The sequence below is a fragment of the Salinarimonas sp. genome (assembly GCF_040111675.1).
Taxonomy (GTDB): domain Bacteria; phylum Pseudomonadota; class Alphaproteobacteria; order Rhizobiales; family Beijerinckiaceae; genus Salinarimonas.
On the sequence record NZ_CP157794.1, the window covers coordinates 4,954,868 to 4,978,595 of the forward strand.

21 protein-coding genes are annotated in these 23,728 nt (G+C 72.4%); 6 read left to right on the forward strand and 15 right to left on the reverse strand.

Going from position 1 to position 23,728, the window contains the following annotated elements; translation table 11 throughout:
• Positions 1–3: 3 nt before the first annotated feature.
• Entirely contained in the window at positions 4–546 is a 543-nt protein-coding gene (locus ABL310_RS22965; protein WP_349369314.1) for a VIT1/CCC1 transporter family protein, read from the reverse strand.
• A 66-nt stretch (positions 547–612) separates the two neighbouring features.
• Positions 613–978 carry a hypothetical protein gene (locus ABL310_RS22970; RefSeq protein WP_349369315.1) on the reverse strand — a complete coding sequence of 122 codons (366 nt, stop codon included), beginning with the start codon at positions 976–978 and terminating at the stop codon, positions 613–615.
• A 387-nt stretch (positions 979–1,365) separates the two neighbouring features.
• Between ABL310_RS22970 and ABL310_RS22975 the strand changes: the two genes are divergently transcribed.
• Together ABL310_RS22975 and ABL310_RS22980 are read left to right on the forward strand one after the other, a co-directional pair.
• Complete coding sequence (locus ABL310_RS22975; protein ID WP_349369316.1) at positions 1,366–2,631, forward strand: methyl-accepting chemotaxis protein; 1,266 nt, start codon at positions 1,366–1,368, stop codon at positions 2,629–2,631.
• Positions 2,632–2,657: 26 nt separating this feature from the next.
• Complete coding sequence (locus ABL310_RS22980) at positions 2,658–4,907, forward strand: EAL domain-containing protein (protein WP_349369317.1); 2,250 nt, start codon at positions 2,658–2,660, stop codon at positions 4,905–4,907.
• A 4-nt stretch (positions 4,908–4,911) separates the two neighbouring features.
• On the opposite strand, the gene ABL310_RS22985 is transcribed toward ABL310_RS22980, so the two are convergent.
• From ABL310_RS22985 to ABL310_RS23020, 8 genes are all read right to left on the reverse strand, one after another.
• Positions 4,912–5,226 (reverse strand): hypothetical protein, encoded by a 315-nt coding sequence (locus ABL310_RS22985; protein ID WP_349369318.1) that lies wholly within the window; start codon positions 5,224–5,226, stop codon positions 4,912–4,914.
• Complete coding sequence (locus ABL310_RS22990; RefSeq protein ID WP_349369319.1) at positions 5,213–5,590, reverse strand: hypothetical protein; 378 nt, start codon at positions 5,588–5,590, stop codon at positions 5,213–5,215. Before ABL310_RS22990 ends, ABL310_RS22985 begins: the two co-directional genes overlap by 14 nt.
• Positions 5,581–5,733, reverse strand: coding sequence for a hypothetical protein (locus tag ABL310_RS22995; RefSeq protein WP_349369320.1), 153 nt, complete (start codon positions 5,731–5,733; stop codon positions 5,581–5,583). The genes ABL310_RS22990 and ABL310_RS22995 overlap by 10 nt, the downstream gene beginning before the upstream one ends.
• Before the next feature lie 120 nt (positions 5,734–5,853).
• Positions 5,854–6,609, reverse strand: coding sequence for an SDR family NAD(P)-dependent oxidoreductase (locus ABL310_RS23000; protein WP_349369321.1), 756 nt, complete (start codon positions 6,607–6,609; stop codon positions 5,854–5,856).
• A 16-nt stretch (positions 6,610–6,625) separates the two neighbouring features.
• Positions 6,626–7,909 carry a beta-ketoacyl-ACP synthase gene (locus ABL310_RS23005; RefSeq protein ID WP_349369322.1) on the reverse strand — a complete coding sequence of 428 codons (1,284 nt, stop codon included), beginning with the start codon at positions 7,907–7,909 and terminating at the stop codon, positions 6,626–6,628.
• A 31-nt stretch (positions 7,910–7,940) separates the two neighbouring features.
• A complete protein-coding gene (locus tag ABL310_RS23010; RefSeq protein WP_349369323.1) occupies positions 7,941–9,071 on the reverse strand; it encodes a beta-ketoacyl-ACP synthase in 1,131 nt (376 codons plus the stop codon).
• Positions 9,068–9,529 (reverse strand): 3-hydroxyacyl-ACP dehydratase FabZ family protein, encoded by a 462-nt coding sequence (locus ABL310_RS23015; RefSeq protein WP_349369324.1) that lies wholly within the window; start codon positions 9,527–9,529, stop codon positions 9,068–9,070. Before ABL310_RS23015 ends, ABL310_RS23010 begins: the two co-directional genes overlap by 4 nt.
• A 26-nt stretch (positions 9,530–9,555) precedes the next feature.
• Positions 9,556–9,852 (reverse strand): acyl carrier protein, encoded by a 297-nt coding sequence (locus ABL310_RS23020; RefSeq protein WP_349369325.1) that lies wholly within the window; start codon positions 9,850–9,852, stop codon positions 9,556–9,558.
• Positions 9,853–10,117: 265 nt separating this feature from the next.
• Here ABL310_RS23020 and ABL310_RS23025 point away from each other — a divergent pair, with 265 nt between their 5' ends.
• Complete coding sequence (locus ABL310_RS23025; RefSeq protein ID WP_349369326.1) at positions 10,118–10,999, forward strand: methyltransferase domain-containing protein; 882 nt, start codon at positions 10,118–10,120, stop codon at positions 10,997–10,999.
• A 251-nt stretch (positions 11,000–11,250) separates the two neighbouring features.
• On the opposite strand, the gene ABL310_RS23030 is transcribed toward ABL310_RS23025, so the two are convergent.
• The 5 genes from ABL310_RS23030 to ABL310_RS23050 all read right to left on the reverse strand — a co-directional run bounded on the left by ABL310_RS23030 (position 11,251) and on the right by ABL310_RS23050 (position 19,921).
• Positions 11,251–14,397, reverse strand: coding sequence for an efflux RND transporter permease subunit (locus ABL310_RS23030; RefSeq protein ID WP_349369327.1), 3,147 nt, complete (start codon positions 14,395–14,397; stop codon positions 11,251–11,253).
• A 4-nt stretch (positions 14,398–14,401) separates the two neighbouring features.
• Complete coding sequence (locus ABL310_RS23035) at positions 14,402–15,553, reverse strand: efflux RND transporter periplasmic adaptor subunit (protein ID WP_349369328.1); 1,152 nt, start codon at positions 15,551–15,553, stop codon at positions 14,402–14,404.
• A 67-nt stretch (positions 15,554–15,620) separates the two neighbouring features.
• On the reverse strand, positions 15,621–16,058 hold the full coding sequence (locus ABL310_RS23040) for a universal stress protein (protein ID WP_349369329.1): 438 nt from the start codon (positions 16,056–16,058) through the stop codon (positions 15,621–15,623).
• A 35-nt stretch (positions 16,059–16,093) separates the two neighbouring features.
• Positions 16,094–18,808, reverse strand: a complete 2,715-nt coding sequence (locus ABL310_RS23045; protein ID WP_349369330.1) for a TRAP transporter permease — start codon at positions 18,806–18,808, stop codon at positions 16,094–16,096.
• Positions 18,809–18,946: 138 nt separating this feature from the next.
• Positions 18,947–19,921, reverse strand: a complete 975-nt coding sequence (locus tag ABL310_RS23050) for a TAXI family TRAP transporter solute-binding subunit (protein ID WP_349369331.1) — start codon at positions 19,919–19,921, stop codon at positions 18,947–18,949.
• Between the two features lie 280 nt (positions 19,922–20,201).
• On the opposite strand from ABL310_RS23050, the gene ABL310_RS23055 reads away from it, so the two are divergent.
• The 3 genes from ABL310_RS23055 (at position 20,202) to rsmB (ending at position 23,590) form a co-directional block, all read left to right on the forward strand.
• A complete protein-coding gene (locus tag ABL310_RS23055) occupies positions 20,202–20,957 on the forward strand; it encodes an SDR family oxidoreductase (RefSeq protein WP_349369332.1) in 756 nt (251 codons plus the stop codon).
• 26 nt (positions 20,958–20,983) lie between these two features.
• Positions 20,984–21,967, forward strand: a complete 984-nt coding sequence (gene denD, locus ABL310_RS23060) for a D-erythronate dehydrogenase (protein WP_349369333.1) — start codon at positions 20,984–20,986, stop codon at positions 21,965–21,967.
• Between the two features lie 309 nt (positions 21,968–22,276).
• Positions 22,277–23,590 (forward strand): 16S rRNA (cytosine(967)-C(5))-methyltransferase RsmB, encoded by a 1,314-nt coding sequence (gene rsmB, locus ABL310_RS23065; RefSeq protein WP_349369334.1) that lies wholly within the window; start codon positions 22,277–22,279, stop codon positions 23,588–23,590.
• Positions 23,591–23,728: the final 138 nt, after the last annotated feature.

The following is a 23,728-nucleotide window of genomic DNA, read 5'->3' on the forward strand; positions in this document are numbered from 1 at the left end:
GGCTCACCCCCCACCCCCCGTCACCAAACGCCCGAGCAGCCCGACCCCATACGCCACGCTCCCCGCCAGCGCGCCGATGGCGAGCATCTCGAGGCCGGCGAGCAGCCAGCCGCGGTCGGAGAAGAAGGACCGTCCGGCGCCGATGCCGAACAGGGTCACGGCCGAGAGGCCGCAGGCCCAGGCGAAGGCCGAGCCGGGGACCGGGAGAAGATAGGCGAGGAGCGGCACCACGCCCGCGGCGAGGAAGCCCGAGAACGTGGCGAGCCCGTTCTTCGAGGCCTCCCGCAGCGAGGGGCGATCCTCCTCCGCCGGCTTCGAGCGCTCGGACAGGACGTCGCTCGCGCCCATGGAGACGCCGTCGGCGAGGAGATTGGCGAAGCCGAGGATCAGGATCACGGTCGCGGAGAGTTGCGCCCCCGTGACGCCCGAGACGACGGCGAGCGTCGTCACGACGCCGTCGTTCGCGCCGTAGACGAGCTCCGGCAGATAGGTGCGGATCCAGCGCGCGACCCCGTTCGGGGTCCGCCGCTCGCGGTCCTCTCGCATGCGTCCTCCGTGATGTGTCCGAAGGGGAACGCCGCGCTCGGCGGATGGATGCGCCGCGTCTGCGCCTCAACCCGTCCGTACGGCGTCGATCGGGGTCGCGAGCCCGGTGAGGACACGATAGGGCCCGGCGCGGGGCGGCGCGGGGAAGACGATCACCTCGGCGCTCGGCCGGGCGGGAACCGCCGTCGGCGGCGCGGGCGCGGCGACGGCGAACACGGCGCGCACGATCGCCCGGCGCCGCAGCGTCGCCGTGATCTCCTCGGCCACCATGCGCCAGAGCCGCGCCTCGAGCCGCGCGCCCTCGCCGCGCGCCTCCCAGGCCGCGGTGTGGGCGACGAAGAAGGCCTCCTCGCCGTGCGTGTCGAGCAAAGCGTCGGCGAGGCGAAGTGCGTTGAACCTGGTGGGACGGCGGCGCCAGAACGAGCGGAGCAAGACCCAGTCTCCCGAACGAATCCTTTGCCGTTGACATAAGTCACGTGCGGCTGCGGCGGGGCCATGGTCGCATCCGTTCCGCGCTGGGGATCGCGTCAGTTCGCTCCGGATCGGAAGCGATGGGCGCGCATTCCCACCACCCGCGGCATGCCGTGACGGCGTTAACCGAGTTTCCGTAAGGTCGGCGCCAGTCACGGAGCGATCACCGCTGCGCACGAAAGCACATTGTCTTGCGAGGAAATTCCCATCCGAGGAATTAAGCGTTTCTTAGGGAGCATTATGTACGTTTTCGTACGTTACGGTCGAGACAATGAAGCCGCAGCAGGCCGGCGGACCGGAAGCTCATGACGATCGCGACGAGAGGTCGCGAGACTGGAGTTGGACGACATGGCCCTGTTTACGCTCGCGCGCCGCCCGGCGCGCGCAACGCACGCGCACGCCTCCGCGCCGGAGGCCGTGCACCCTCCAGCGCCGGACCCGACGGCGTTGCTCGACGCCCTGCCCGTCAACGTTCTCGCCCTCGACCCGCAGACCGGGACGATCACCTACGCCAACCGGCGCAGCGTCGAGACCCTGACGAGCATCCAGGATCACCTCCCCGCCGGCGTCGACCCGATGGCGATGGTGGGCACCTCCTTCGACGTCTTCCACAAGAACCCGGCGCATCAGCGCGCCATCGTCGCCGATCCGAACCGCCTGCCCTGGCGGGCCAAGATCAAGCTCGGTCCCGAGCGCATGGATCTGCACGTGTCCGCCGTCTACGACGGGCGAGGGCGCTATATCGCGGCCGCGCTCACGTGGTCGGTGATCACGAGCCTCACGCGCTCGGTCGAGACCTTCGAGGAGACGATGCGCGCGGCGCTGGAAGACGTCGCCGGCGCGAGCGGCGCCATGCGCCAGGCCGCCGGCGAGGTGCAGGAGGCCACGGCCGAGACGTCCCGCTCCGTGGCGAGCTCTTCGACGGGCGCCGAGGAGGCGAGCGCGAACGTGCAGGCCGTCGCGGCGGCGGCCGAGGAACTCGACACCTCCATCGCCGAGATCGGCCGGCAGGTCGCCGAGGCGGGCAAGGTCACGCAGGACGCCGTCGCGGCCGCCCGCGAGGGCTCGCAGAACGTCGAGGCGCTGGCGGAGGCCTCGCGCCGCATCGGCGAGATCGTGTCCCTCATCCAGACCATCGCGGGCCAGACGAACCTGCTCGCCCTCAACGCCACGATCGAGGCGGCGCGCGCCGGAGAGGCCGGCAAGGGCTTCGCCGTGGTGGCCGCCGAGGTGAAGACGCTCGCCGGCCAGACCGCCAAGGCCACCGAGGAGATCGCCGCCCAGATCGCCGCGATCCAGGCCGCGACGGACCAGACGGTGGGCGCCATCGGCCGCGTGTCGGAGATCATCGAGCGCGTCGACCAGTCGTCGATGGCGATCTCGGCCGCGGTGGAGCAGCAGGCGGTGACGACGAGCGAGATCGCCCGGAACGTCAGCGAAGCGGCGACCGGCACGGGCTCGGTGAGCCAGTCGCTGGCGCAGGTCCACTCGATCGCCGAGCGCTCGGGCGGCGCCGCGGAAAGCGTGCTCGACGCCATCGGCGACGTCGAGCGCCAATCGGACCGGGTCTCGCAGGCGGTGGCCCGCTTCCTCGAGGACGTCAGGCGAATCTGAGGCGAGCGCTGGAGCGGCGGATGGTCATGGACGCGATGAGAGATCCGGTGCGGGACGACATCCCCTCGCCCGAGCGCGCGCCGACGGAGCCGGAGCAGCGGAGCGCGCCGGCCTCCGGCTCCGTCGAGATCGAGCTCGCCCGCTACGCCTCGGAGCTCGACGCCTTTCGCGCCGCGCTCGACCGCCAGGCGATCGTCGCCGTCACCGATCGGCGTGGCGCGATCACGCTCGTCAACGATCTGTTCTGCCGCATCAGCGGCTACCGACGCGACGAGCTGATCGGCCGCAATCACCGCATCCTCAACTCGGGCCACCACCCGCGCCGCTTCTTCGTCTCGATGTGGCGCACCATCGCGGACGGGCGCATCTGGCACGGCGAGATCTGCAACCGCGCCAAGGACGGGCGGCTCTACTGGGTCGACACCACCATCGTGCCGCGGCGCGGGGCGGACGGGCGCATCGAGAGCTACGTCTCGGTGCGCTACGACATCACGGAGCGCAAGCAGGCCGAGGCGGCGCTCGCCGACGAGGCGCGGCGGCGCGCCCGGGCCGAGACGCTGGTGCGGGAAATCCTGGACGCGATCCCCGACGGCGTCGCCGCCTTCGATGCGGAAGACCGTCTGGTCCTCTCCAACCGCGCCTTTCGGCGGCTCTACGGCGCCGGCCCGGCAGGGGCGAGCGACGGGCTGACGTTCCGCGAGATCGCGGAACGCTGCCTCGCCGACGGTCGCTTCCCGGAGGTCGGCCGCTCGCCTTCGGAGACGGCGGCGTGGCTCGACGCGCGGCTGCGCGAGCATCGCAGGCCCGGCCGGCGCCATATCCGCCAGCTCTCGGACGGGCGCTGGCTGCAGGTTCGCGAGCGGCGCTCGCCGAGCGGGCACATCGTCAGCGTCTCCTCCGACGTGACCGCGCTGAAGCGCGCCGAGCTCGCCGTGAAGCAGCGCGCCGAGCGCGACGCCCTCACCGGCCTGTACAACCGCGCCGCCTTCGGCGAGCGGCTCGAGCGCATGCTGTGCGACGACCGTCGCACCAAGCCGGGCGCCCTCGTCGTCGTCGACGTGGACGGCTTCAAGGCCGTCAACGACACGCACGGCCACGACGTCGGCGACGCGCTGCTCGGCGCCGTCGCCGAGCGCCTGCGCGCCGGGGTGCGGCGCGGCGACGTCGTCGCGCGGCTGGGCGGCGACGAGTTCGCCCTGATCCTGCCGGGCGTGACCCGGCCCCGGACGGCGGAGGACCTGCTCGGCAGGCTGCTGGCCCAGCTCGGCGCGCCGCTCGACCTGCCCGGCCGCACCCTGTTTCCCTCCGTGAGCCTCGGCTGCGCCTTCTTTCCCGAGCACGGCGCGACGCCCGACGCCGCGATGAAGGCGGCCGATCTCGCCCTCTACGAAGCGAAGGCGGCCGCCGAGGCGCGCGGCCGCGAGACCGGGGGGCGCGGCCGCTTCCGCCTGTTCGCGCCGGCCCTGCGCGAGAGCGAGACGCGCCGGCGCGCTCTGGTCGCCGGCCTGCGCGAGGCGCTCGTGCGCGACGAGATCGTCGTCGCGCTCCAGCCGCAAGTGACGCTGCGCGATGCGCGCCATGCGGGCTTCGAGGCCCTGGCGCGCTGGCGGCGCGGCGGCGAGGTCGTCCCTCCCGCGGCCTTCATCCCGATCGCCGAGGAGGCGAACCTGATCGGCGCGGTCGGCGGCGTCGTGCTCGATCGGGCGCTCGCGCTCGTGCGCCGGCATATCGACGCCGGCGCCGCGCCGGGCCGCGTCGCGGTCAACGTCGCGGCCGCGCAGCTCAAGGACGAGCGCTTCGTCGAGGAGGTGTCCGCCGCGCTCGCCCGTCACCGGCTCACCCCGGCCGCGCTCGAGATCGAGATCACCGAGACCGTGCTCCTCGACCGCGCGGCAGCCGAGATCGGCGGCACCCTCGCCCGACTGCGGGCGCTCGGCGTGGGGATCGCCCTCGACGATTTCGGCACCGGCTACGCCTCGCTGGCGCACCTGCGGCGCTTCCCCGTGGACCGACTCAAGATCGATCGCGGTTTCGTCGAGGGGATCGGCCGCGACGCCGATGCGGACGCGCTCGTCGGCGGCATCGTCGACCTCGCGCACGGTCTCGCGCTCGAGGTCGTGGCCGAGGGTATCGAGACCCCGGCCCAGCGCGCGGCGCTCGCGCGGATGGGCTGCGACGTCGGTCAGGGATACCTGTTCGCGCCGCCGCTGCCGCCCGAGGAGATCGGGACCTATCTGGAGCGCATGCGACCGTCGTCCCTGGCGGCGGCCGGGTGAGCCATCACAAGGACTCGAGAGCCCGCTTGGCTTCGGAGAGGGCGTCGTCCACGGCGAGCGCTTGCCTTCGGGCGATGTCGAAAATGCGGGGGACTGAAGCCGAATCCTCGCTCAGGTAGTAGTCGTCGCCGACACTTTCGAGCTGACGGCCATGATCGTTCAACAGCGCGAGCGTCACCCGGCCGCGATCCCGGCGGACCTCGATCATGTATCGCGACGTCAACGATGCCGTGAAGACATCCGTCCCGAGTTCCTCCCAGGCCAGCTTTCCGGCCTGCGACTTCTCCGCAATCGTCGGCAAAAGGTCAGCGAGCTTCATCGGCTATTCCCTCGGCGTCGTATATATAGCGCAGGCGCGCGGCTTGTGCATGGAGGATTTCGGCGATCGCACGCGCCTCGGTCGCGCGCTCGACCGCGTGTGTGAACTCACCTCGGTCGTCGTCGATCATCACGGCCTCGGACAGGGCGGCCATCCGCCTCACAGCGCGACGCAACGCTCGCCGCTCCGGGCTTCCGTCCACCAGCATCTCGACGACGCGCGCGCAGTCCCGGCGGCTGATGTCGAGGCACAGGAGGGCGAGCTTGTATTCGCGCCTTGCGATCTTGTCCTGTCCTGTTTCCAGCAGCGAAAGAGCATTGTTCAGCTCGATGAGCCGCTCGCGCGCGACGATCGTCAGCCGCATCCGGACGCGGCGTCCCGCGCGGCCTCGGCGGCGCGACGGGTCCTGTTCAGCTGCCAGAGCGCGAACGCGAGCCCCACCGTCGTGATGACGAGAGAAATCCATGTGGCGGATCCGACGCTGAACGGATCGGTCGCGACGAACACGACCCAATTCAAGAACGCCCCGTTCGGCTCCGTCGCCTGCAAGTCAGCCCCCGCCGCAAGAAAGCAGCGCCAGAGTAGCAGAAGCGTCGCCTATGCCAAGCTGCTATGGTGCGCCGCGCCTTACCGATGCACCCCCACCATCGCGGTGAGCCCGCCGTCGATGGGGAGCGTCGCGCCGGTGATGTAGGCGGCGGGAGGCGTCATCAGGAAGGCGGCGAGGCCCGCGACCTCCTCGGGGCGGCAGAAGCGGCCGGCGGGGATCTGCTTTTCCATGCTCTCGCGATAGGGGGCGTAGGGCGCCAGCATGTCGGTGTCGACGAAGCCCGGCGCGATGACGTTGACGGTCACGCCGCGCTTGGCCGTCTCGATGGCGAGCGTGCGGGCATAGGCGATCAACGCGCCCTTGGTGGCGGCGTAGGCCGAGTTGCCCTGCGTCGCCTGGAGCGCCGCGATCGAGCCGATGCCGACGATGCGTCCGGCCCGCGCCCGCAGCATCGGGCGCATCAGCGCCTTGCACAGGCGGGTGAAGGCGAAGAAGTTCACCTGCATGGCCGCCTCGGCCTTGTCCTGCGCCATCATCGCCGCGAGGGCGTCGTAGGACTGGCCGGCATTGTGGACGAAGCCGAAGAAGGCCTCGCCCTCGATCGTCTCGCAGAAGGCCTCGACGGCCGCCTTGTCGGCGAGGTCGAGCGGGCGCGCCTCGACCGTGACGCCCGGATGCGCCGCGCCCACCTCGCCCGCCAGCGCCTGCGCCTGATCGGCGGAGGAGCGGTAGGTGAAGACGACGTCGTGGCCTTGCGCCGCCATGGCGCGGACGATCGCCGCCCCGACGCCCTTGGCGCCGCCGGTGACGAGGATGCGGGTGCGGTCGGTCATCGTCGCCTCCGTGCGCTCAGCTCGGCTCGGCGGAAAGCACGAGGCAGGTGTTCTGGCCGCCGAAGCCGAAGGAGTTCGACAGGATGCGGGTCACCCTCGCCTCGCGCGCCTCGTTCGGCACGACGTCCAGCGGAATGGCCGGGTCCGGGACGCGGTAGTTGATCGTGGGCGGGATCACCCCCTCGCGGATGGTCATCAGCGAGACCACCGCCTCCACCGCGCCGGCGGCGGTGAGGGTGTGGCCGATCATCGACTTGTTGGAGGAGATCGGCACGCTTTTCATGCGCTCGCCGAGAACCGCCATCAGGCCCATCGACTCCATCTTGTCGTTCTCGGGCGTGCCGGTGCCGTGGGCGTTCACGGTGTCGATCGCGTCCGGCGTCACGCCCGCGTCGTGAAGCGCCGCCGCGATCGCCGCGACGATCGGCGCGCCGTCCGGCGAGGAGCGGGTGCGGTGGAAGCCGTCGCCCTTCTCGCCGGCGCCGAGCACGTAGCCGAGGATCTCCGCCCCGCGGGCATGGGCGTGCTCCGCGCTCTCGAGCACCAGCGCCGCCGCGCCCTCGCCCATGACGAAACCGTCGCGGTTCTTGGAGAAGGGCTTTGCCGCCTCCTCGGGGATCTCGTTCTGGGTCGAGAGCGCCGAGAGCAGCGAGAACCGGATCAACGCCTCGGCATGGACCGAGCCGTCGGTGCCGATGCACAGCGCCGCCGGCGCCTCGCCGCGGCGGATCGCCTCGACGCCGAGCTGGATCGCGGTCGCGCCCGACGAGCAGGCGGTGGAGAGCGAGATCGGCGAGCCCTTGGTGCCGAAGCGGTCGGCGAGATGGTCGGCGACGGTGCCGAACAGGAAGAGGTCGTGCCAGGCCTGGAACTCGCCGGTGGCCGCCGCCTTCAGGAGGTCCGTATAGGTGACGTCGCCCGCCTGGCCCGAGGCCTCGGCGAGCGCGCGGCGCTGCGGCCATTCGATCTCGACCGGCGGCACGGCGACGAAGAGCGCGCCCGGAAAGTCGCCGAGCGGCAGGCCGGACTGTGCGACGGCCTCGTTCGCGGCGGTCGTGGCGAGGCGCTCGGAGAGCTTCGGCGCGCAGAAGTCCTCCGCGCCCTCGAAATCGACGGTGCCGGCGATGGTGGTGCGCAAGCCCTCCGTCGGAAAGCGCGTGATGCGGTGGATGCCGGAGCGCCCCGCGGTGAGGGCGGCCCAGTTCGCGGCCTTGCCCTCGCCGAGCGAGGTGATCACCCCCATGCCGGTGACGGCGACGAGGGGGCGGCCGAAACGGTCCGTGGTCATCGGCTCGGGCATGCGCTGCTCCCTCGGCTCGTCCCTTGGTCCTTCACCCCGCCACGACCCGGATCAGGCCCTCGCCGCGGCGGTGGCCGATGCTGGTGACGGCGGCCTCGCCGGTCTCGCCGGCGGCGATCAGGGCCGCGGCCAGCGCCACGCCGGCGGGGGCGTGGGCCTCCATCAGGTGTCCCGTGAGATCCTGCGTGGCGTCGATGCGGGCGCCCGGCGCGAGCCGGGCGAGGGCCGCGCGCTCCTCGAGATCGGTCGCGGAGAGGCCGAGCGCGCCGGAGATCACCCGCGCGCCGGGCGTGACGCCGACCTCCTCCCACAGGCGCGGGAGCACGGCCTCGACGTCGCCCGCGGCGCGCGTCGTGCGCGCGACGCCGACATCGGCGATCGTCGCGAACACCCGCGCGCCGCGCGCCTCGGCGTGGGCGCGCGATTCGAGCACGAGGAAGGCGCCGCCCGAGCCGAGCACGAAGCCGCCCGGGGCGGGCCGCTCGAGGACCGGCGTCGGCGCGCCCGTCCAGAGCAGGTTCGCCATGGCGTAGGAGAGCAGCAAATCGGGTCGCTCGGCATTGAAAGAGCCGCCGACGAGGAAGATCTCGTTCTGCCCCGAGCGGATGCGGGCATGCGCGATGCGGATCGCGTCGACGCCGGCCTGCTCCTCGCCCATGAAGGTCCGCGAGGCGCCGGTGACGCCGTGGACGATGGCGATGTTGCCGGCGAGCAGGTTCGAGAGCTGCGCCAGGAACAGGGTCGGGCGCACGTCCGACATCAGCCGCTCGTTCAGGAGCACGTCGGGCTGCGGAGCGGTGCGCATGGCGGTGAGCACCTGGCCGTCGACGTCGTAGTCGCGCTCGCCGCCGCCGGCGGCGACGATGACGTGCGTCTCGTCCTTGAGCGCCTGGTCCTCCTTCACGCCAGCCGATTCGAGCGCCGCGCCCGCGGCGTAGACGCCGAGGCGCTGCCAGGGCTCCATCTGCCGCTGGTCGGACTTCTTGGGGATCTGCGTCGCGAGCTCGAGCGCCGGCGCGGGACGCACGGGATAGGGCGCGAAGCGCTCGGTCTCCCAGGGTCCCTGCGCGCCCCCGGCGAGCGCCGCGAGATGCGGCTCGACGCCCTCGCCGAGGCAGGAGACGAGGCCGATGCCGGTGACGACGACGTCGCGGTCGCTCATGAGGAGTGCTCCGTCAAGCCGATGCGGGCGGCGTGCGCGCGCATCTGGTCGTCGAGACCGGGCGGGAAGGGCATGATCCGGAAGCGCAGCTCGGCGTCGCAGATCGGCCGGCCGGCCACCGCGATCTTCGCCTTGGTGCCGACGTAGCCCGAGCCCTCGTGCACGAGCGTCGCCTCGATGTCGAGCACGGCCTGCGGCTCGACGAAGGTGCGAAAGCGCGCCTTGTCCACCGCCATCAGGAACGGCATGTGGGTGTAGCCCATCAGCGCGAGCACGAGATAGCCGGAGGCCTGCGCCATGGTCTCGGTGAGGAGCACGCCAGGCACCAGCGGGTGGCCGGGGAAATGCCCCTCGAAGACCGGGCTCTCCGTCGGCACGACGGAGCGCGCGCGCAGGGTCTTGGCCGCTTCGTCCAGCGCCTCGACCCGGTCGATCATCTCGAAATATTCGAGCCGCATGCGCCCGTTCCCGGCCCGCGCGGCGCTCAGGCGGCGCCCGGAGCAGCCCCCTTGGCGGCCACCAGCTCGTCGATGCGCGTGACGAGGTTCTTCATCACGAAGTATTCCTCGGCCGGCGCCTTGCCCTCGTTCACCTCCTGCGTCCACTGCTCGAGCGGAAGCTTGATGCCGAAGGCCTTGTCGATGGCGAAGGCGATGTCGAGGAAGGCGAGCGAGTCGATGCCCAGATCGTCGATGGCGTGGCTCTCGGGCGTGATCTCCTCGCGCGGGATGTCGGCCGTGTCGGCGATGATGTCGGCGACTTTGTCGAAGGTGGTGGACATCGCGACGCTTCTGCTCCTGATGACGTCCCCGGCGGCGGGCGCGTGCGCCCGCTGGGACGGCCCTCGTCTGCGGGCTTTCTCGAAGTGCCTCCCTTACACGGAAGACCCGCGCCCGGCAACCGCGTAAGGCCTTGCCGTCCACCGCCGTCGCCGGGCCGGGGCGCGGCGATGCGCCCCGGGTTCCCCGGCGGCGCGCGGGCGGTTAGGTGAAGGAGGCCGAGCGCGTCCGGATCGGGCGCGGCGGCAGCGCGTCAGGGAGGCCGGATTGAGCGCACTCGTCTTCGATCGCCCGCTCGTGCGCGCGCGCCTCGCCAGGGCGCGGGCGCGGGGCTATGCCGACTTTCTCGTCGCCCGCGCGGCGGAGGACCTGGAGGACCGCCTCGCCGCGGTGCTGCGGGAATTTCCCGTCTGCGTCGATCTCGGCACGCCGACGCCGCACGCGGCGCGGATGCTCGCGCGGCGGCCGGGCGTCGAGCGCGTGATCCGCCTCGCGCCGCTGCCGGAGCCGGGCGCGATCGTCGCCGACGAGGAGGCCCTGCCGCTCGCCGCCGAGCGCGCGAACCTCATCGTCTCGCTCCTCGCGTTGCAGAGCGTCGACGACCTGCCCGGCACGCTGATCCAGGCCCGGCGCGCGCTGGCGCCCGACGGGCTGCTGATGGCGGGCCTGCTCGGCGGTTCGACGCTGTTCGAGCTGCGCCAGAGCTTCGCCGCGGCGGAGGCCGAGATCGAGGGCGGCGTCTCCCCCCATGTCGCGCCCTTCGCCGACGTGCGCGATCTGGGCTCATTGCTCCAGCGCGCGGGCTTCGCCCTGCCGGTGGTGGATTCCGACGTCCTCACCGTGCGCTACGACGACGTCTTCGGCCTGATCCGCGACCTGCGCGCCATGGGGCTGACCAACGCGCTGGCCGAGCGCCGCCGCACGCCGACGAAGCGCGCCACGATCCTGCGCCTCGCGGAGATCTATGCCGAGCGCTATGGCGATCCCGACGGTCGCGTGCGCGCCACCTTCGAGCTCGTCTGGCTCTCCGGCTGGGCCCCCCACGAGAGCCAGCAGAAGCCTTTGCGGCCCGGCTCCGCGAAGATGCGCCTCGCCGACGCGCTGGGCACGCGGGAGATCTCCGCGGGGGAGAAGGCGGGGCGGGGGTGACGCGTCTTCCCAGATGCCGGCATTGCGGTCGCGGGGCGCGCGCGCTTTCGCGCACGCTCGACATGCGATGGAGGTTCTGGGTCCCGGGTCGCCGTTCGGCGCCCGGGATGACACGGGTGGTTGTCATCCCGGATGCCGAAGGCAGTCCGGGACCCAGATCCGCGGCGTGTCCCGAGCGGCGTTCACGCCGCGTCCCTCCCTCCGTGACGCACCGAGGTCGCGGGACGCGCGCGCGGCCCTGAGCGCCGCGCCTACTCAGCCGGCGCGCGTCCCTCTTCCCGCGCCTCCGCCGCCGCGAGCTCCGCGTCGAGGCGGGCGCCCTCCGCCGCGCGGGGCTTGCCGAAGCGGGCGAGCGCCAGGTAGGCGACCGGGGTCAGGAACAGCGTGAACAGCACGGAGAGCCCGAGCCCGCCGACGACCACCCAGCCGAGCGCCGCGCGGGCCTCGGCGCCGGCGCCGTCGGAGAGGATCAGCGGCAGCCCGCCGAGCACGGTGGAGATCAGCGTCATCATCACCGGGCGGAAGCGCACGGCGGAGGCTTCCTCCACCGCGTCGCGGACGCTCGCGCCCGCATCGCGCAGCTGGTTGGCGAACTCGACGATGAGGATGCCGTTCTTGGCCATCAGCCCGATCAGCATCACGAGGCCGATCTGGCTGTAGATGTTGAGGCTCGTGCCGGTGAGCGCCATGGCCATCGCCGCGGCGCCGAGCCCGAAGGGCACGACGATCATGATCACCACGCCCGAGGCCAGGCTCTCGAACTGGGCGGCCAGCACGAGGAGCACGATCGCCAGCGCGAAGGCGAAGGTGATGGCGACGCCCCGCGAGGTCTCCTCGAGCGCCGCCGCCTCGCCGAGGAAGGCGATGGTCTGGCCCGGCGCCAGCAGCGGGGTCGCGATCGCGCGGGCCTCCTCGATCGCGCGGCGCAGGGGCAGGTCGTCGGGCAGGCCCGCCTCCACGGTGATCGCGCGGCGCTGGCGCTCGCGCTCGAGCGAGGGCGAGACGCTCTCCTCGTCGAGGCTGGCGAGCGCGGAGAGCGGAACCAGCGCGCCGCCGTTTCCGCGCAGCAGGATCCGCGCGAGGTCGTCGGGCTGGGAGACCGCGCCCTCCGGCGTGCGCAGCCGCACCTCGACCGCGCGGTCGCCGACGAAGACGTCGCCGACGCGCCGACCGTCGAGCGCCGTCTGGAGCGCGAGGGCGACGTCGGCGGGGTCGACGCCGAGATCGGCGGCGCGGGCGGTGTCGAGCCGGATCGAAAGCTGCGGCTGGGTGACGTCGAGCTCGAGCGCCGGGTTGCGCAGGGCCGGCATCTCCCGGCGCAGCGCGTCGACCAGGGCGAGCCCCGTGTCGGTGATGGCGTCGTAGTCCTCGCCCAGAACGGCGATCTGCAGCCCCTGCCCGCCGCCGCGGATGCCGAGGGAGTTCGGCGTGATGGCGCGGGCGCTCACGCCCACGACGGAGCCGAGCTGCCGGTTGATCTCGGAGACGATGGTCTGCTGGTCGCGCTCCCGCTCGGCCCAGTCCACCAGCGGGGCGGCGATGAAGGCGCGGTTGGAGCGGCCCCAGGTGCCGATCACGGCGAGGACGCTCTCCATCTCGCCGGATTCGACGTAGGGCTGGAGGATCGCCTCGATCTCGGTGACCTTGCGGTCGGTATAGGTCAGCGAGGCGCCCTGCGGGGCGGAGACGACGAGGAGCACGTAGCCGCGATCCTCCGGCGGTGTCAGCTCCTCGGGCAGGCTCGCCCAGGCGATCCAGGCGCCGACGGCGAAGATCGCGGACAGCGTCAGGACGACGAGCGGCGCGCCGAGCGCGCGGGCGAGGAGCGCGCGGTAGAGCCGGGCGAACCAGCCGCCGACCGTGCCGAGCGGATCGAGGCGGCTCCGCCGCGGTGCGCCCTCCGCCATCGGCGCCTCGTCCTTCAGGAGCCGCGAGGCGAGCATCGGCGCCAGCGTCAGCGCGACGAAGGAGGAGAGCACGACCGCGGCGGCGAGCGTGAAGCCGAACTCGGCGAAGAGCCGCCCGGCCTGGCCGGGCAGGAACGAGATCGGGACGAAGACGGCCGCCAGCGTCAGCGTCGTCGCGACGACGGCGAAGAACACCTGGCGCGTGCCGAGCACCGCGGCGGCGCGCGCGCCCATGCCCTCCGCCCGGCGGCGCTCGATGTTCTCGATCACGACGATGGCGTCGTCGACGACGATGCCGGTGGCGAGGACGAGGGCGAGCAGCGTCAGCACGTTGACGGAAAAGCCCATCAGGTAGATCGCCGCCAGCGTGCCGACGATCGCGATCGGCACGGTGATCGCCGGGATCAGCGTCGCGCGCCAGGAGCGGAAGAACAGGAGGATGATCAGCACGACGAGGCCCGTGGCCACGAACAGCGTGCGCAGCACCTCCTTCACGGCGCCGCCGACGAAGACCGCGTCGTCCGAGCGCACGGCGACGGTGATGCCCTCAGGCAGCGACACGTTCAGCTCGTCGACCGCGGCGCGAACCGCCTCCGAAATGGCGATCGTGTTCGAGCGCGCCTGGCGCAGGATGCCGGCGCCGAGCCCCACCTGCCCGTCGGAGCGCAGCACCATCTCGTCCTCGGCCGGCCCGAGCGAGACGGAGGCGACGTCGCGGATGCGCACGCCGCGGTCGACGAAGGTCGCCTCGATCTCGTCCACCGAGCGCGCCGCCGCGCCCGCCTCGACCAGAACGGTGGAGGACGGCATGCGCAGGTCGCCCGCCGGCGCGTCGGAAAGGACGCCTTCCAGCGCCCGGCGTACGTCCGCGATGGTGAGGCCGCGCGCATTCAGCGCCGCGACATCGAGGGTGACGCGGAAGACCGGCTCGCGCAGGCCGTAGACCTGCACGTCGGCGACGCCGTCCACCGCGGCGAGCCTGTCGAAGACCAGGCGCTCGGCGAGCGCGGAGAGTTCCTCGATGGCGTGCCGGTCGGAGGTGACGGCGAGGCGCATGATCGGCGAGCCGTCGGCGTCGGCCTTGACGACGCGGGGGTCCTCCGCGTCCTCCGGCAGGCGGCGCAGGATGCCCGAGACGGCGTCGCGCATGTCGTTCGCCGCGACGTCGAGATCGACGTCCTCGCCGAACTCCGCGACGATGCGGCTGCGGCCCCGCGCGCTCGACGAGGAGACCGAGACGAGGCCGGGCACGCGGGCGACGGCGCCCTCGACCACGCGGGTCACCTGCGCGTCGATGGCGGCGGGGGTGGCGCCGGGGAACTGGGTGGTGACGGTGACGACCGGCCGGTCGACGTCGGGGAGCTCGCGTACGCTCACGCCGAAGAGCGCGGCGAGGCCGGCGAGCACGATCATCAGGCTCATCACCGCCGCGAGCGTCGGGCGGCGCACGCACAGCGAGGCGATGTCGGCGGCGCGGCTCGCGGCGCTCATGGCCTCAGCTCCGCTCGCCGGGGCGCGTGGACGGCGCGTCGCCGGCGATCTCCACCTCGGCCCCGTCGCGCAGACGCTGGACGCCTTCGAGCACCACCTGCTCGCCCGGCGCGAGTGGCGCCTCGACGAGGGCGACGCCGTCGTCGCGACCAGTGAGCGCCACGCGCACCTGCGTCACCGCGCCGTCGGCGACGCGCCAGACATAGGCGCCCTCGCGATCCCATTGCAGCGCCTGCGCCGGCACGGCGACGCGCTCGGCCCCGGGAAAGGCGAGGGTGACGGAGACGCTCATGCCCGGCCGCAGCCGGTCGTCGGAATTGGCGATCTCGGCCCGGACCGTGAGCGCGCGGCTCTCGGGGTCGATGCGGCTGTCGATCTCGACGATCGTCGCGGTGAAGGTCTCGCCCGGATAGGCGGCGGTCTCGGCCGAGACCGCATCGCCGCGCGAGACGCGGGCGGCGAGGCGCTCGGGGACGGAGAAGCGCACGAGGATGCGGCCGCGATCGTCCAGGGGGGCGACCGGCGTCTGCGTCGTCACCCGCTGGCCGATCTCGACGGCGGCGAGGCCGAGGCGGCCGGCGAAGGGCGCCTCCAGCGTGCGGCGCTCCAGCGCGAGCTCGGCGGCGGCGACCTGCGTCTCGGCTTCGGCGAGGGCGGCGCGGGCCTCCTCCAGCTGCACGGCGGAGGCGGAGCGGCTCTCGGCCAGGCTCTCGAGCCGCGCCGCGCGGTCCCGCGCCAAGCGGGCCGTGATGCGCGCGCTCTCCAGCGCGATGCGCTCGGCCCGGTCGTCGAGGCGCAGCAGCGGCGCGCCGGCCGCGACCCGGTCGCCGGGGGAGAACAGGATCTCGCGCACGAGCCCGTCGTCCGGGGCGAAAAGCGTCACGGAGCGCGCGGCCTCGGCGGTGCCGATGACCGAGAGCCGGGTCTCCTCGCGCGCCGCGCCCACGTCGCCGACGACGACCCGCGTCGGGCCGAAGCCGCCGCGGCGGAAGCCGCCGCCGGCCGCCTCGGGCGCGGCCTCAGGCACGGGCAGGCCGACGCGCTTCGCCACGTCGACGATCGCCGCCGGCGCGGTCGCGGGCGAGAGCGTCGCCCAGCCGGCGAGGGCCGCGACGACGAGCAGGAGGGCGACGAGCCCCTGTTTCCAGAGCGCCATGGGCGCATGACCTCGCAGCGCGGCGTCCCGGGCGACATCGCCCTCTCCACGCTGGACCGTATCTATGTCACGCCGGCGCGGGCCGCACCACCAGTACGGACGTCTTCGCGTGGCGGACCACCCGCGCGGCGTTGGGGCCCAGCAGATAATCCTCGAGCTCGGGCCGGTGCGCGGACATCACCACGAGGTCGGCCTTCGTCTCGTCGGCGTAGTGCAGGATCTCGCGGTAGATGCCGCCGTGGCCGACGATGGTCCGGTGCGGGATCTCGGCGGGGATCGTCTCGGCCGCGAAGGCGTGCAGCTCCTGGTTCGCCCTCTCCAGCGCCTGCTTCTCGAAGCCCTCGGGGAAGAAGCCGCCGACGAGCGCCATGCCGTAATCGGGCACGACGTTGAGGAGGTGCACCGTCGCGCCGAAGGCGCGGGCGTATTCCACCACCGTGTCGACGGCGCGCTGCTCGGCCTCCCGATGGCCGAGATCCACCGCGAGCAGGATGTTCTTGTACATGGGACCGGCCCTCCTTGTCCTGTGCCGTGCGGCCGTCAGGCCCGCGCCCCCTCGCCCGCCTGCGTCGCCTCGCCCCGGCTCTTCGCGCCGGCCGCCTCCTCGCGCTTCAGGCGGCGCGACTGGGCGAGCCAGACGAGCCCGAACAGGATCAGCGCCGGCAGGTAGGACCAGGCCCGCGCGGGCTGCTCCACCGGCACCTCCACGGCGGTGACCATGACCGGCTCGTCGGCGTAGAAGTCGAGATGGCCCAGCGCGCGCCCGCCGGGGCTGCGGGGGTCGAACGGCTCCTCCAGCAGCACGCGGTCGCCCTCGACGACGTAGAGGAGCCCCGTCGCCTGCTCGAGCCGCGTCGCCGGGTCGAGGTCCGCGTCCGGCAGCGTGAAGGCGATGGTGCGCTCCTCGACCTCGAGATCCGAGAAGCGCGGGCCTGAGATGCCGATGCGGACGATGCCGCCCTCGGGCGTCGCGGCGATGGCCTCCTCGATCTCGGTCGCCGGACGCGGCTCGTAGGGCGGCGCGATCTGGTCGATCAGGAAGCCGGGCCGAAGCAGCAGGAAGGCGACGAGAAGCAGCGCCACCGTCTCCCAGATGCGGCTTCGCACCAGGAAGTAGGCCTGCGTCGCCGCCGCGAACAGGAGCATCGCGACCGTCGCCTTCACGAACACCCAGATCCCCTGCACCCAGCCGACGTCGATCAAGAGGAGATTGGTGTTGAATACGAAGATGAACGGCAGCAGCACGGTGCGCAACGAGTAGAAGAACGCCGTGAAGCCGGTCTTGAGCGGATCGCCCCGCGACACCGCCGCCGCCGCGAAGGAGGCGAGGCCCACGGGTGGCGTCACGTCGGCCATGATGCCGAAATAGAACACGAACAGGTGCGCCGCGATCAGCGGGATGATCACGCCGTTGGCCTGGCCGAGCTCGACGATGACGGGCGCCATCAGGGTCGCGACGACGATGTAGTTCGCCGTCGTCGGCAGGCCCATGCCGAGCACGAGCGAGATCAGCGCGGTGAAGACCAGGATCAGCAGGATGTTGCCGCCCGACAGGAACTCGACGAACTCCGCCATCACCTGGCCGATGCCGGTGAGCGTCACCGCGCCGACGATGATGCCGGCCGTCGCCGTGGCGCAGGCGATGCCGATCATGTTGCGCGAGCCGAGGATGAGGCCCTGCGTCAGGTCGAGCACGCCCTCCTTGAAGGCCGCGCCCACCTGCGCGCCGCGCACGCGCCGGAACAGCGCCTTGAGCGGCTTCTGGGTGAGCAGGATGACGACGAGCAGCACCACGGCGTAGAAGGCCGAGAGGCCCGGCGAGCGCTGCTCGATCATCAGGAACCAGACGAGCACGACGATGGGCAAGAGGTAGTGCAGCCCGGTCTTGAGCACGTCGGTGGCGATGGGCAGCTCCACCACGGGGGCGTTCGGATCGTCGATCTCGAGATCGGGCTCCCGCGAGGCGAGCCAGATCAGGCCGACATAGACGGCGGTGACGAGGACGAGCAGCACCGGCGTCGAGACAGCCGGCAGGATCGCCTGCACGCCGCGGATGGTGAAGTAGGTCAGCCCGGCGAGGATCAGCATCGAGGCGACGGTGATGCCGGTGCGCAGGAGCGTGATCTGGAGCGGATGCACCACGCGCTTCGGCAGGGCCGGCATCGCGTTCTTCAAGGCCTCGAGGTGCACGAGATAGAGCAGCGCGATGTAGGAGATCACCGCCGGCAGGAAGGCGTGGGTGATCACCGCCGTGTAGGGGATGCCGACGTATTCCACCATGAGGAAGGCGGCGGCGCCCATGACGGGGGGCATGATCTGGCCGTTCACCGAGGAGGCCACCTCGACCGAGCCCGCCTTCTCCGGCGAGAAGCCGACGCGCTTCATCAGCGGGATGGTGAAGGTGCCCGTCGTGACCACGTTGGCGATGGAGGAGCCCGAGATCAGGCCCGTCATCATCGAGGACAGCACCGCCGCCTTGGCCGGTCCGCCGCGCAGGTGGCCCAGCAGCGCGAAGGCGAGCTTGATGAAGAAGTTGCCCGCCCCCGCCTTGTCGAGCAGCGAGCCGAACAGCACGAACAGGAAGACGAAGCTCGCCGAGACGCCGAGCGCCACGCCGAAGACGCCGCCCGAGGTCAGCCACATCTGGTCCATGGCGCGGGAGAACGAGGCGCCGCCCCACTGGATGATGTCGGGCAGGAACGCGGCCGAGCCGAAGAAGACGTAGAGCAGGAAGACGATCGCGACGATCGCGAGGGGCGGGCCGAGCGCGCGGCGCGTCGCCTCGAGCAGGAGCACGAGCCCGGCGCCGGCGGCGACGAGATCGGCCGTCGTCGGCAGGCCGGGACGCGCGGAAATCTCGCGATAGAAGATGAAGATGTAGAGCGCGCAATAGGTCGCCGCCGCCGCGAGCGCGAGGTCGATCAGCGGAATGCGGTCGCGCGGCGAGCGCGCGAAAGCCGGATAGGCGCAATAGGCGAGGAACAGCGCGAAGCCGAGGTGGATCGGCCGGATCTGCGCGTCGTTGAGGACGAGCGGCAGGCCCGTGAGCTGCGAGAGCAGGAACGGGACGGGAGAGGCGATGTAGAGCTGGAACAGCGCCCAGGCCAGCGCCAGGCCGGTAACGGCGAGGCCCACGGGTCCGCGCGGGTTGCGCGCGCCGGTGTCGACCTGGGCGACGAGATCGTCGAGCTCGCTCTTGGAAGAGCTGCCGTTGGAGGAGCCTTGGACCGCGGCCGATCTGGTCTCGTCGTTCATCGAACGCCTCACGCCTGCGACGTCCGCACTGCCCGGACGTCGCGAAGGAAACGGGCTCGCCGCCCCCGGGGTCCCGTGCGGGCCCGGGGGCGGCGATCGTCGCTCAGACCCGCCTGCGCGGGTGATGGCGCGTGCGGCTCACTGCAGCCAGCCGCGCTCGCGATAATAGCGCTCGGCGCCCGGATGCAGCGGGGCCGACAGGCCGCTCGAGATCATGATCTCGGGCTGCAGGTTGGCGAGCGCCGGGTGCAGGCCGGTGAAGTTGTCGAAGTTCTCGAAGACGGACTTCGCCAGCGTGTAGACGGCCTCCTCGGAGACGTCCGCCGAGGTGACGAGCGTCGCGCCGACGCCGAACGTGCTCGTCGGCTCCTCGTTGCCGGGATAGAGGCCGCCGGGGACCTCGGCCGTGAAGTAGTAGGGGAACTCGTCGACCAGCGTGTCGACGACCTCGCCCGTCACGTCCACCAGCTTCGCGTCGCAGGTGGCGGTGGCTTCCTGGATCGAGCCGTTCGGATGCCCGACGCTGTAGACGAAGGCGTCGATGTTGTTGTCGCACAGGGCGGCGGACTGCTCGGCCGGCGCCAGCTCGGAGGCGAGCGCGAAGGTGTCGTTGGTCCAGCCCTTGCGCTCCATCAGGATGTCCATGATGGCGCGCTGGCCCGAGCCCGGGTTGCCGATGTTGACGCGCTTGCCCTCGAGATCGTCGAAAGTCTCGATGCCGGCCTCGGCGCGGGCGAGCACGTTGAACGGCTCGGGATGCAGCGAGAACACGGCGCGCAGGTTCTCCTGCGGCCCCTGCTCGGCGAAGCGGCCCTCGCCGTTGTAGGCTTGGTACTGGACGTCGGACTGGGCGACGCCGAATTCCAGGTCGCCGCCGCGGATGGCGTTGACGTTGTAGACCGAGCCGCCGGTCGACTCGACGGAGCAGCGGATGCCGTGCTCGCGGCGGGTCTGGTTCACGAGGCGGCAGATGGCGCCGCCGGCCGGGTAATAGACGCCGGTCACGCCGCCGGTGCCGATCGAGATGAATTGCTGATCCTGCGCCTGCGCGCCCGCCGACAGCCCGCCGACCGACAGCGCCAGGGCCGCGGCCGCGAGAGCGGTCTTCGACATAATTCTTCCGTGCATTACCGTGTCTCCGTCTGTTCGACTGGCTACACGCCCGCGTGGTTGGGCGTTTTGGTGATGTTCCACGCGGACGCGAGTCTTAGACCATGCCCGCACGCGATGCCAACATCGGCTCGCGCCCTTTCTGGAAACGGCGCGGTTCACGGCCGGATCCGCAGCGAGATCAGGCGTCGTCGCACGCGAGGCTGCGCGCTCGGCCCGCTTCCTCTGCGGCGCTCAGGCGCTACAGTATGCACGAAAGCACCGAGGACGGGAGGAGAACGCGATGGCGGGACGTCTGGAGGGCAAGATCGCCCTGGTGACCGCGGCGGGACAGGGCATCGGGCGGGCCATCGCCGAGGCCTGCGCCCGCGAGGGCGCGGTGGTGATCGCGACGACCCTGGAGCCCGAGCAGCTCGAGGGCCTCGACGCGGCGCGCCGGGCGAAGCTCGACGCGCGCGACACGCAGGCCGTGAACGCGCTCGCCGCCGAGATCGCCCGCGATTACGGCGGGGTCGACGTCTTGGCCAACTGCGCCGGGTTCGTCGCCCATGGTACGGTGCTCGACTGCGACGAGCGCGAGTGGGACTTCTCCTTCGACCTGAACGTCAAGTCGATGCACCGCACGATCAAGGCCTTCCTGCCCGGCATGCTGGAGCGCGGCGGCGGCTCGATCGTCAACATCTCGTCGGGCGCCTCCTCGCTCAAGGCCGCGCCGAATCGCTACGTCTACGGCGCCACCAAGGCCGCCGTGATCGGCCTGACCAAGGCGGTGGCGATCGACTTCATCAAGCAGGGCGTGCGCTGCAACGCCATCTGCCCGGGCACGATCCAGTCTCCCTCCCTCGACGACCGCATCGCCGCCCAGGCGCGCGGCGGCCAGGACGAGGCCGCGGTGCGCGCCGCCTTCGTGGCGCGCCAGCCCATGGGCCGGCTCGGCACGGTGGAGGAGATCGCCGCCGCGGCCGTCTACCTCGCCGCCGACGAGAGCGCCTTCACCACCGGCACGACGCTGGTGGTCGACGGCGGCTGGACGCTCTGACCCCTCCCGACACGGATCGAAAAGCCATGCACGTTCTCGTCACCGGCGCCGCCGGCATGATCGGCGCGAAGCTCGTGCGCCGCCTCGTCGCCGAGGGTCGCCTCGGCGGGTGCGCGATCGCCCGCGCCACGCTCCACGACGTCGTCGCGCCGGCGGCGCCGGAGGGCGCGCCCTTCGCCGTCGAGACGCTCGCCGCCGACATCGGCGATCCCGCCACCGCGACGCGCCTCGTCGAGGGGCGTCCGGACGTGATCGTCCACCTCGCCGCCATCGTCTCCGGCGAGGCCGAGGCCGATTTCGACAAGGGCTACCGCATCAATCTCGACGGCACGCGCGCGCTCTTCGACGCCATCCGGTCGGCCGGCGAGGACTACCGCCCCCGCGTCGTCTTCGCCTCCTCGATCGCCGTCTTCGGCGCGCCGCTGCCCGAGCCGATCCCGGACGAGCATTTCCTCACCCCGTTGACCAGCTACGGCACGCAGAAGGCGATGGGCGAGATGCTGCTCGCCGACTACACCCGCCGCGGTATCCTCGACGGCGTCGGCATCCGCCTCCCGACGATCTGCGTGCGGCCGGGCCGGCCCAACAAGGCGGCCTCGGGCTTCTTCTCGGGCATCATCCGCGAGCCGCTCGCGGGCGAGGAGGGCGTGCTCCCCGTCTCGGAGGACGTGCGCCACTGGCACGCCTCGCCGCGCTCGGCGGTAGGGTTCCTGCTCCATGCGGCGACGATCGACGGCGAGGCCATCGGCCCGCGCCGGAACCTCACCATGCCGGGCGTCTCTGTGACGGTGGGCGAGCAGCTCGCCGCCCTGGAGCGCGTCGCCGGTCCCGCCGTGGCGAAGCGCATCCGCCGGGAGCCGGACGAGACCATCGCGCGCATCGTCGCCGGCTGGCCGCGCAGCTTCGACGCCCGCCGCGCGGAGGCGCTCGGCTTCACGGCGGAGCGCTCGTTCGACGAGATCATCCGCGTTCACATCGAGGACGAGCTCGGCGGCCGCATCCCGGGGTGACGCCGGCGGCGGGGTCGGCTAGAGTGATCTCGTAGACGAGCCCATCACGCGCGAAGCTGTCATCCCGGACGGCGAAGCCGATCCGGGACCCATACGCTCGACGTCGGCTCGAGCGCGCATGCCGCGCTCGTCGCGCCACGTGTCGGCCGATATAGCGGCGAAACGCAGCCTGAAGGCTGCGACACGATCGTTGGCGTGAATGGGTCCCGGGTCGCCGTTCGGCGCCCGGGATGACGCTGAACGCCGTCCCCGATACCAACTGCTCTGAGGCGGCCCCGATCCGAGCCGTCTCGAAGGACCCCTGTCACCGTGGCCGACACCCATCCTCCGGCGGGCCTCGGCGCCCGCCGCCTCGCTCTCGCCGTCGTCGAGGAGACCCTGCGCGTGCGCCGGGCGCTCGACGACGTCCTCGCGGCGCGGGCGCCCGCGGCGGCGCTCGACGCGCGCGATCTGGGGCTTTCCCGCGCCATCGCGGTCACCGGCCTGCGCCGGCTCGGGACGATCCGGCGCGCCCTCGCCGAGCGCCTGGAGAAGCCGATGCGCGATCCCCGCGTCGAGGCGCTCCTCGTGGTCGGCGCGGCGCAGATCCTGTTTCTCGACGTGCCCGACCACGCGGCGGTCGGCACCGCCGTCGATCTCGCCCGCGAGGACCCGCGCCTCGCCCGCGCCGGCGGCCTGGTCAACGCCGTCCTGCGCCGGATCGCCCGCGAGCGCGAGGCGATCCTCGCCGAGGCGGACGCCGACCCGTTCCGCGACACGCCGGACTGGCTCGCCGCGCGCTGGACGGCCGCCTACGGCGAGGCGCGCGCCGCCGCGATCGCCCGCGCCAATCGCGGCGAGGCGGCGCTCGACCTGACCGTGAAGGCCGACCCGGAGGGCTGGGCGGAGCGGCTCGGCGCGCGGCTCCTGCCGACGGGCACGCTGCGGATCGCGGCCCGCACGCCCGTGCCGGAGCTTCCCGGCTACGACGAGGGCGCCTGGTGGGTGCAGGACGCCGCCGCGGCGCTGCCCGCGCGGCTCCTCGCACCGCGGCCCGGCGAGCGGATCGCCGATCTCTGCGCCGCGCCCGGCGGCAAGACCGCCCAGCTCGCGACCGCCGGCGCGTCGGTCCTCGCCGTCGACCGCTCCGACAAGCGCCTCGCGCGGCTCTCCGAGAACCTCGCCCGCCTCGGGCTCGCGGCCGAGACCCGCGCCGTCGACGCGCTGGCGCTCGACGAGGCCGAGCTCTTCGACGCCGTCCTGCTCGACGCGCCCTGCTCCTCCACCGGGACCCTGCGCCGGCACCCGGACGTCGCCTGGACCAAGACCGCCGAGGACATCGTCAGGCTCGCCGACCTGCAGCAGCGCCTGATCGACAAGGCCGCGCGGCTGACGAAGCCGGGCGGGCGGCTCGTCTACTGCACCTGCTCGCTGGAGCCCGAGGAGGGCGAGGCGCAGGCGGCGGCCTTCCTCACGCGCCATCCGGGTTTCGTGCGCGATCCCCTCCGCCCCGACGAGATCGGCGGCGCGGCGGATCTGATCGACCCCCAGGGCGACCTGCGCGCCCTGCCGCATCTGGGCCTCGCCCCGGACGCGCCGGGCGTCGACGGATTTTTCGCCGCCCGCTTCGTCCGGCGCGCGTGAGGCTCACGATCGGGAATGCCGGCCCTTCGATGTCATCCCGGGCGCCGAACGGCGACCCGGGACCCAGAGACACAGGAGCCTGTTTCGCGGCCTTCAGGCCGCGTCGCGCGACCTGAACCGGAGCGTGACGCGACGAGC

What these genes read in the sequence shown, in the direction of transcription:
- ABL310_RS23045 (WP_349369330.1), bottom strand. Translation starts at nt 18,808, where the DNA reads ATGAACGACGAGACCAGATCGGCCGCGGTCCAAGGCTCCTCCAACGGC.
- ABL310_RS22965 (WP_349369314.1), bottom strand. Translation starts at nt 546, where the DNA reads ATGCGAGAGGACCGCGAGCGGCGGACCCCGAACGGGGTCGCGCGCTGG.
- ABL310_RS22990 (WP_349369319.1), bottom strand. Translation starts at nt 5,590, where the DNA reads ATGCGGCTGACGATCGTCGCGCGCGAGCGGCTCATCGAGCTGAACAAT.
- ABL310_RS22980 (WP_349369317.1), top strand. Translation starts at nt 2,658, where the DNA reads ATGGACGCGATGAGAGATCCGGTGCGGGACGACATCCCCTCGCCCGAG.
- ABL310_RS23015 (WP_349369324.1), bottom strand. Translation starts at nt 9,529, where the DNA reads ATGCGGCTCGAATATTTCGAGATGATCGACCGGGTCGAGGCGCTGGAC.
- ABL310_RS23000 (WP_349369321.1), bottom strand. Translation starts at nt 6,609, where the DNA reads ATGACCGACCGCACCCGCATCCTCGTCACCGGCGGCGCCAAGGGCGTC.
- ABL310_RS22975 (WP_349369316.1), top strand. Translation starts at nt 1,366, where the DNA reads ATGGCCCTGTTTACGCTCGCGCGCCGCCCGGCGCGCGCAACGCACGCG.
- denD (WP_349369333.1), top strand. Translation starts at nt 20,984, where the DNA reads ATGCACGTTCTCGTCACCGGCGCCGCCGGCATGATCGGCGCGAAGCTC.
- ABL310_RS23030 (WP_349369327.1), bottom strand. Translation starts at nt 14,397, where the DNA reads ATGAGCGCCGCGAGCCGCGCCGCCGACATCGCCTCGCTGTGCGTGCGC.
- ABL310_RS23010 (WP_349369323.1), bottom strand. Translation starts at nt 9,071, where the DNA reads ATGAGCGACCGCGACGTCGTCGTCACCGGCATCGGCCTCGTCTCCTGC.
- ABL310_RS23005 (WP_349369322.1), bottom strand. Translation starts at nt 7,909, where the DNA reads ATGCCCGAGCCGATGACCACGGACCGTTTCGGCCGCCCCCTCGTCGCC.
- ABL310_RS23020 (WP_349369325.1), bottom strand. Translation starts at nt 9,852, where the DNA reads ATGTCCACCACCTTCGACAAAGTCGCCGACATCATCGCCGACACGGCC.
- ABL310_RS23035 (WP_349369328.1), bottom strand. Translation starts at nt 15,553, where the DNA reads ATGGCGCTCTGGAAACAGGGGCTCGTCGCCCTCCTGCTCGTCGTCGCG.
- ABL310_RS23055 (WP_349369332.1), top strand. Translation starts at nt 20,202, where the DNA reads ATGGCGGGACGTCTGGAGGGCAAGATCGCCCTGGTGACCGCGGCGGGA.
- ABL310_RS23040 (WP_349369329.1), bottom strand. Translation starts at nt 16,058, where the DNA reads ATGTACAAGAACATCCTGCTCGCGGTGGATCTCGGCCATCGGGAGGCC.
- ABL310_RS22985 (WP_349369318.1), bottom strand. Translation starts at nt 5,226, where the DNA reads ATGAAGCTCGCTGACCTTTTGCCGACGATTGCGGAGAAGTCGCAGGCC.
- ABL310_RS23050 (WP_349369331.1), bottom strand. Translation starts at nt 19,921, where the DNA reads ATGTCGAAGACCGCTCTCGCGGCCGCGGCCCTGGCGCTGTCGGTCGGC.